General features: G+C 72.5%; 5 protein-coding genes. All 5 read right to left on the bottom strand.

Going from position 1 to position 7,253, the window contains the following annotated elements:
- Positions 1–507 (bottom strand): tetratricopeptide repeat protein (locus D7X12_RS44735; protein ID WP_369333664.1); only part of this gene is annotated, 507 nt, incomplete at its 3' end.
- Positions 508–2,628: a HEAT repeat domain-containing protein gene (locus D7X12_RS36785; protein WP_120629872.1), complete on the bottom strand. Its 2,121-nt coding sequence runs from the start codon at positions 2,626–2,628 to the stop codon at positions 508–510. It abuts the gene before it with no gap.
- A gap of 97 nt (positions 2,629–2,725) precedes the next feature.
- On the bottom strand, positions 2,726–5,329 hold the full coding sequence (locus D7X12_RS36790; RefSeq protein ID WP_120629873.1) for a pseudouridine synthase: 2,604 nt from the start codon (positions 5,327–5,329) through the stop codon (positions 2,726–2,728).
- A 31-nt stretch (positions 5,330–5,360) separates the two neighbouring features.
- Positions 5,361–6,356 carry an SMC-Scp complex subunit ScpB gene (scpB, locus tag D7X12_RS36795; RefSeq protein ID WP_120629874.1) on the bottom strand — a complete coding sequence of 332 codons (996 nt, stop codon included), beginning with the start codon at positions 6,354–6,356 and terminating at the stop codon, positions 5,361–5,363.
- Positions 6,343–7,125, bottom strand: coding sequence for a segregation and condensation protein A (locus D7X12_RS36800; protein ID WP_439329413.1), 783 nt, complete (start codon positions 7,123–7,125; stop codon positions 6,343–6,345). Before D7X12_RS36800 ends, scpB begins: the two co-directional genes overlap by 14 nt.
- Positions 7,126–7,253 lie beyond the last annotated feature (128 nt).

The following is a 7,253-nucleotide window of genomic DNA, read 5'->3' on the forward strand; positions in this document are numbered from 1 at the left end:
CGGCGGGGGGCTCGACGTCAGGTCCTCGGAGGGCGCGTCGGGCTCGAGCTGGACCTCGACGGAGAGGACGACCTCGGTGTCGTCGGGCGCGGCGGCGCTCGCCGTGTCCGGGAGCGGCGCCTTCGCTTCGGCGGGCGTCGCGGTGGGCGCGGGCGTGCTGTCCCTGGGCTTCGCGCGGGACGTGGGCTGCGTGCCCTTTCGCGCGTACAGGTCCGCGAGCATCTGCTGCACGCCCTGGTGGGTGGGATCCAGCTCGAGGATCAGCTTGCTCGCGGCGATGGCGCGCGGCAGGAAGCCCTCCTTCGCGAAGCCCTCCACGGCGGACTGGTAGGCGGACACGGCGCGGTCGCGCTGGCCTGCCTTGGCCCAGGCGTCGCCCATGCGCAGGCGGCTCTGGTGGTCCTTCGGATCAGCGCGGCAGCAGTCGGCGTACAGCTCGGCGGCCTTGGCGAAGCGGCCCCTGGTGAAGGCCTCCGTCGCCTTGTCCTTGAGCTCGCGCAGCTCCATTCACTGCGCCCCGCCAGCGACCGTGCCGGTGTCCTTCGTCGGCGTGGCGCCCGCGGCGACGCGGACCTCGCGGAAGTAGTCGCCCTTGAGGGCCTCCAGCGCTTCCGCCTCGGTGCCCGAGTTCATCTTGCGCAGCGCCGTGGCCGCCGCGGCGCGGATCTCCGGGAGGTCGTGGTACAGGTCGCGGCCCACGACCTCCGCCGACTTCGCGTCGCCAATGGCGCCCAGGGCCAGCAGCACGTCGCGCCGGGCCACGCTGTTGGAGTCGTCGAGCGCCTTGAGCAGCGTGGGCACCGCGTCCTTCGCGCCCATCCGGCCCAGCAGCATCGCCGCGACCGCCGCCTCCGCCCCACCCTCCTTCACCACGCCCTGCAGCACCTCCGAGGCCGACGCGGGCGGCGGTGCCACGCGCGCCAGTGCGCCCAGGACCACCAGCTTCTCGCTGCCCATCTTCGGCAGGGAGGCCACCAGCGCGAGCTGGCCGCTCTCGCCCTGCTCCGCCAGCGCCAGCGCGAGGGTCTTCTGCAGTTCGCGGTCGGGCTCCAGCATCGCCGCGCGCACGAGCTCCACGCCCTCCGGTCCCGCGTACGTCAGGCCCACCAGCGCCGCCGCGCGCAGCACGGGGTTCTGGTCGTTCGCGTAGCCCTTGAGCAGCTCCAGCGAGCCGGGGGCCTTGAGCGCGCCCAGCCCGGTCAGCAGCGTGGCCAGCGGCTCCAGCTTCGCGGACTCCACGTCGTCCCCCAGCTCCGAGGGCACGCGCGGCGGGACCACGACCCGGCCGGCCTCCTTCGCGCGGGCGGCGTTCAGCGCCTGCAGCCGCTCGAAGAGCTGCGCGTGCTTGCCGGTGCGGTTGTCGTCCTTCGCTCCCTGCGGACGGGGAACCGAGGGATCCAGCTCCGGGCTGTACTTCAGCGGCAGCGCCTGGGGGATCCAGTCCGCGCGCAGCGCCGAGATGCCGGCGATCTCCTGTTCGTAGAGCTTCTGGAGCGTGGGCGCCACGGAGGCATCCCCCACGCGCGTCACCGCCGCGACCGCGAGCGTGCGCAGCGTGACGTCCGGCTGGTTGAGCCACGGCGTCACCTTGGGCAGCAGGGCCTGCGCGGACGGGCCCAGCCCTGCCACTGCCTGGAGCCCCGACGCGGCGGAGGCTGGCCTGGCGAGGCGCTCCGCGATGGGCTCCGCCGGGCAACCGCCGCGGGAGCGCATGGCGTGTCCTGCGGCCAGGGCCTCGGCGCGCGCACCGTCGAGCGCGATGGCGCACAGCGCGGCATCCGTGGCGGGCGTGCGCTGGAAGGTCAGGATGGCGTCGGTGGCCAGCGGGCTCACCGCGCTCTTCTCCACCGCCACGGCCTGGAGCCGCGTGGCGGCCGTGGGATCCTGCAGCTTCATCAGCGCGCTGATGGCGGACTCGCGCAGCTCCGGGAAGCTCTCGTCGAGCAGCAGCGCGATGGGCGCGACGGCGCGTGAGTCCCCGGCGTCTCCCAGGCCGCGCACGGCGGCGGCGGCGAGGATGACCTGGCTGTCGCGCACCATGGGCAGCAGCTGGTTGACCGCCGCGGGACGGCCGCTCCTGCCCAGCTCTTCGGCGGCGCCCACGCGTTCGGGGAGCGCGCCTTCGGTGAGGGCGAGGAGGTTGCGATCCCAGAGGCCCTTGGACTCGGCGGCGACGACGGTCGCCATGGGGTTCGCGACGTTCGCGGTCTTGAGGCCCTGGACGATGACCTGGCGGGTGGCACGGCCCCGGCGTCCGTACTGGAGCGTGAGGTACGCCTTGGCCTTGTCGTTGTTGTTCTTCACCTTCGCGAGCGCCAGGGCGGCCTGGGCCTGCACGGCTTCGTCCGGATCCTCGAGCAGCTCTCCGAGGAGGTCCACCACGCGCGCATCCTGGCTCTCACCGAGCGCGGCGGCGGCCTCGCCCCGGACGATGCCGGAGAGGTCCTTGGCGGCGCGCGTGAAGAGGACCAGGTCGTCCGTGTTGTTCTGGGCGGCCAGCTTCTTCACGGCCGCGGCGCGGATCTCCGGACGGGGGTCCTGGATCTCCGCGAGGAGCTGATCCCGGTTGCCATTGCACCCGACGAGCAGGGTCAGGGCGAGGAAAAGGGGGCGCACGCGGATTCGCATCGTTCTCCCGCTGAGGCGGACGGTGGAGGTAGGCGGCGGTTATATCAACGCCCCCCCGGGCCGCCCACCGACGGCACGACCCGGGAGGAAGGGTGTTTCAGCGAGGACGACGGGGGCCGCGTGGAGCCGAGCGATCGGACGCTCCGCGAGGCGGCTTGCTGCCCCCCTCGCCCGGAGGACCCTTGCGGATGCCCGCGCGCACGATGCGCTCACCCGTGGGCCGGGCCGAGTCGCCAGGACGGCTCGTGCTCGGCGTGCGGCCTACGCCACCGCGACGCTCGCGCGGAGGACCCCGGCTGCCGCCGTCCTCGCCGCGAGGCTTCCACTCACGGCGCTCGGGACGACCCGCGCCGCCCGCGGACTCACCGCGGGGCTTCCATTCACGACGCTCCGGACGGCCTTCGCCGCGCGAAGCACCGCCGGCCGGCTTGCCGAAGCGCGCGCCGCCACGGGCACCGCCCTCGCCGCCGAAGCGGCTGCCACCCGCGGGCTTGCCGAAGCCGCCCGCGCGAGGCGGACGGCCCTCGTCGCGACCGAAGCGCCCTGCCGGCTTGCCGAAGCCGCCCGCGCGAGGTGCGCGATCTCCGGCCGGCTTGCCGAAGCGGCCACCACCGGCGGGCTTGCCGAAGCCACCCGCGCGAGGCGCACGGCCCTCATCACGGCTGAAGCGCCCTGCCGGCTTGCCGAAACCACCGGCGCGAGGAGGACGGCCCTCGTCACTCCCGAAGCGGCTGCCGCCCGCGGGCTTGCCGAAGCCACCCGCGCGAGGCGGACGGCCCTCGTCACGACCGAAGCGCCCTGCCCCCGCCGGCTTGCCGAAACCACCGGCACGAGGAGGACGGCCCTCGTCACTCCCGAAGCGGCTGCCACCCGCAGGCTTGCCGAAGCCACCCGCGCGCGGCGGACGACCCTCATCGCCACCACGACCCGCGGGCTTGCCGAAACCACCCGCGCGAGGCGCACGGCCCTCATCGCCACCGAAGCGGCTGCCACCGGCCGGACGCCCACGCGGAGCGCCCTCATCACCACCGAAGCGGCTGCCACCGGTCGGACGGCCACGCGGAGCCCCGCCCTCGTCGCCACCGAAGCGACTGCCACCCGTCGGACGACCGCGAGGAGCACCCCCCTCATCACCACCGAAGCGGCTTGCACCCGCCGGACGGCCACGCGGAGCGCCGCGCTCGTCACCACCGAAGCGCCCTGCCCCAGCCGGCTTGCCGAAGCCACCCGCGCGCGGCGGACGGCCTTCGTCACCACCGAAGCGCCCTGCCCCCGCCGGCTTGCCGAAACCACCGGCGCGAGGAGGACGACCCTCATCACCACCGCGACCCGCGGGCTTGCCGAAACCACCGGCACGAGGCGCACGGCCCTCGTCACTCCCGAAGCGGCTGCCACCCGCAGGCTTGCCGAAACCGCCCGCGCGAGGTGCGCGCTCACCCGCCGGCTTGCCAAAGCCACCCGCACGAGGCGCGCGCTCACCCGCCGGCTTGCCGAAACCACCGGCGCCGCGCGGTGCACGCTCATCCGACCTGCCAGCGCGACCCGCGCCGCGAGCACCACCCGTCTCACCTTCCGCGGCACGCCCGGCGCCACGGCGACCCTCGGACTTCGGCTCCGCCACTTCCTCACCGTCGTCGTCGAACGTCGGCACCTCCGCGTCATCGAGGTCCTCGTCCTCCGTGGGCAGCGTGGCGCCCCGCACGGCGAACTTCGGCGGACGCGTGCCACCGTCCTGCACGCCCTTCCAATCCTTGCGCTCGGGACGCGCCTCACGCGTCTTGGGACCCGTGGGCGCCTTGCCCGCCGCGGCCCTCTTGTCCGGACGCTCGGCCTTGCCCGCGGACTTGCGCGGAGGCATCGGCGCGTCGTCGTCCATCGACAGCTCGGTCTCGTCGTCGTCCGGCCCGTCGAAGCCCGGCGCCGCACGCCCGTGGCGACGCGGCGGCAGCTTCATCTCCGCTTCCGCGGGCTGCGCACGACCTTCCGCCACCTCGTTGAGCTGCATCACCTCCGACAGCTTCAGCTGCCGCAGCTGGCCCGGACGCAAACCCTCCACGCCCACGCCCGCGTAGGCCGGACGGAACAGGCGCACCACCGGGTGGCCCACCGCCGCGCACAGGCGCTTGATGAGGTGCGGCCGGCCTTCGGCCACGACGATCTTCAGCCAGGTGTTGCGCTCGACCTTCTCGAAGATGCCCACGTACACCGGCGTCGCCATGCCGTCTTCCAGACGCACGCCGCCGCGCAGCTTCTCGATGGTGGGCATGTCCGGCACGCCCTTCACCTTCGCCAGGTACGTGCGCGGCACCTGGAAGCTGGGGTGCGTGAGCTTGTGCGCCAGCGCCCCGTCATCCGTGAAGAGCAGCGCGCCTTCCGCGTCGTAGTCCAGGCGGCCCACGGGGAACAGGCGACGGCCCGTCTCCTCCACGTAGTTGGCCACGGTGGGCCGGCCCTGCGGATCCGACAGCGTCGTCACGACGCCAATGGGCTTGTAGAGCAGGTAGTACGACGACTCTTCTGGCGGCGTGACGAGCTTCCCATCCACGGTGACCAGGTCCGTGCCCAGTTCCACCCGACTGCCCAGCTCCGTCACCGTCTGGTTGTTGACGCCCACCCGACCGGAGGTGATGAGTTCTTCTGCGTGCCGGCGCGATGCCACTCCCGCGCGAGCCAGGTACTTCTGCAAACGTTCCGCCGCCATTCCTTGCCTTCTTCCATTCCATTGCCGCCCGTCACTCGGGCTTGGGGCCCTCGCTATCACCCTTCCCGGGTGATGGGGGGCTTTCCAGGACGCTGGAACTGACCTTCTGGCTCCGCTCCGCGGCAGCCATGGCCTCCTCCAGCTCCTCCAGCGCGGCCTCACTCGCCGCTTCGTTCTTCTCCATCCGCTTCGTGAAGCCCGGGTCCGACAACGCCGCCACCGTCCCCGAGGCCACCGGCGCCGGCGGCGCCACCTCCTTCTCCACGATCTCCCGATGCTCCTGGGTCAATTCGTGGAATTCCCGCAGCGTGGGCAGCGCCGACAGGTCCTTCAGCGCGAAGAACTCCAGGAACTCGCGCGTGGTTCCATAAAGAATGGGGCGGCCGACTTCTTCCCGCTTGCCCAGGATTTTCACCAGCTTGCGGTCCATCAGCGCCTTGAGCACCGCGCCGCAGTCCACCCCTCGGATGTCCTCCAGCTCCGGCCGCGTGACGGGCTGCCGGTACGCGATGATGGCCAGCGTCTCCACCGCCGCGCGGGTGAGCCGCTGCGGCTTCACCCGGAGGTAGCGCCGGACATACTCTGCGGAGTGGGGGTCCGTGCGGAACTGCCACCCGCCCGCCACCTCGTAGAGCACGATGCCGCTGATGCCCTCGCGGTGGATGCCGGAGAGCTGATCCAGCGCCTGGGTGATGGCGTCCCGGTTGATGCCGGTGGCCTGGTACAGCTCGTCCACGGACAGGGGGCGCTCGGCGACGAAGAGCACGCTCTCCAGCACCGTGCGGATGCGGTCCCCGGACAGGTTGCGGCTCTTGGAGACGAGCTTCTCGAAGGAGCTCTGGAGGTCCGGGACGGCATCGTCCGAGTCCTCTTCGATGGCGGCGGGCTCCACCCCGTCCAGCTCCGCGTCGTCGGGGCCGGGGCCGGTGACAGCGGCGATCTCCTCCTCGGAGAACTGCCCCGGGCCTCCAGGCGTGCCGGGGGCGGGCGTCTCGTCACCGTCATCGGGACCGTTACCGGTAGTCACTCTCGTCAACCTCCGTGGGGAGCAGCTGTTGCAGCGCGTCCCCGTTGGGCGTCACCTGGATGGGGCCCAGGGGCTCCTCCTGGAAGACCTTGATGAGGCGGCGCTTCACCATCTCCAGCATGGCGATGAAGGTGATGACCACCTCCTGGCGCGTGACCGCCTCCGTGAACAGCGCCTCGAACACCACCGTGCCCTCCGCGCGCAGGCGCTCGGCCAGCCGGAGGATCGCCTCCGACAGGCTCACCCGCTCCAGCACCACCTCGTGCTGCACCTTGGGCGTCAGGCGCTCGAGCACCCGGTCGAGCGCCTCCACCAGCTTCAGGACGCTGATTTCCTGGAGGCCGATCTCGTCGTCGGGGATGGGCACGGCTTCCACCGGCACCCGGCGCGTGAAGACGTCCCGGTCGAGGATGTCCTGCTTGGCCATGTGCTCGGCGGCGTCCTTGTACTTCTGGTACTCCAGCAGCCGGCGCACCAGCTCCGCGCGCGGGTCCTGGGCCTCTTCAACGGCGGCGAGCGCGTCCGCGCCCTCGGGCACCTGGGCCGCGTCCTGCCGGGGCAGGAGCATGCGGCTCTTGAGGTGCGCCAGCGTGGAGGCCATCACCAGGAACTCCCCGGCGATGTCCAGGTTCAGCTCCCGCATCCGCTCCAGGTACTCCAGGTACTTCCCCGTGATGAGCGCCAGGGGGATGTCGAAGATGTCGACCCGGTGCTCCTTGATGAGGTGGAGCAGCAGGTCGAGGGGCCCCTCGAAGTTGGGCAGCGCCACCCGGAAGGCGTCCGCGGGCGTGCGCGGCGTCCCCTCCCCGTCGGGGTCTGGCGGGAGGTCGTCGGGCGGTGGTGGCTTACGACCTTCGCTCACCGGACGGTGAGCGAAGGTCGTAAGCCACCACCGCC

This window comes from Corallococcus sicarius, assembly GCF_003611735.1.
Lineage (GTDB): Bacteria > Myxococcota > Myxococcia > Myxococcales > Myxococcaceae > Corallococcus > Corallococcus sicarius.

Excerpts from the sequence above, each read along its gene's own strand:
- D7X12_RS36790 (WP_120629873.1), bottom strand. The coding sequence starts at position 5,329 with ATGGCGGCGGAACGTTTGCAGAAGTACCTGGCTCGCGCGGGAGTGGCA.
- D7X12_RS36785 (WP_120629872.1), bottom strand. The coding sequence starts at position 2,628 with ATGCGAATCCGCGTGCGCCCCCTTTTCCTCGCCCTGACCCTGCTCGTC.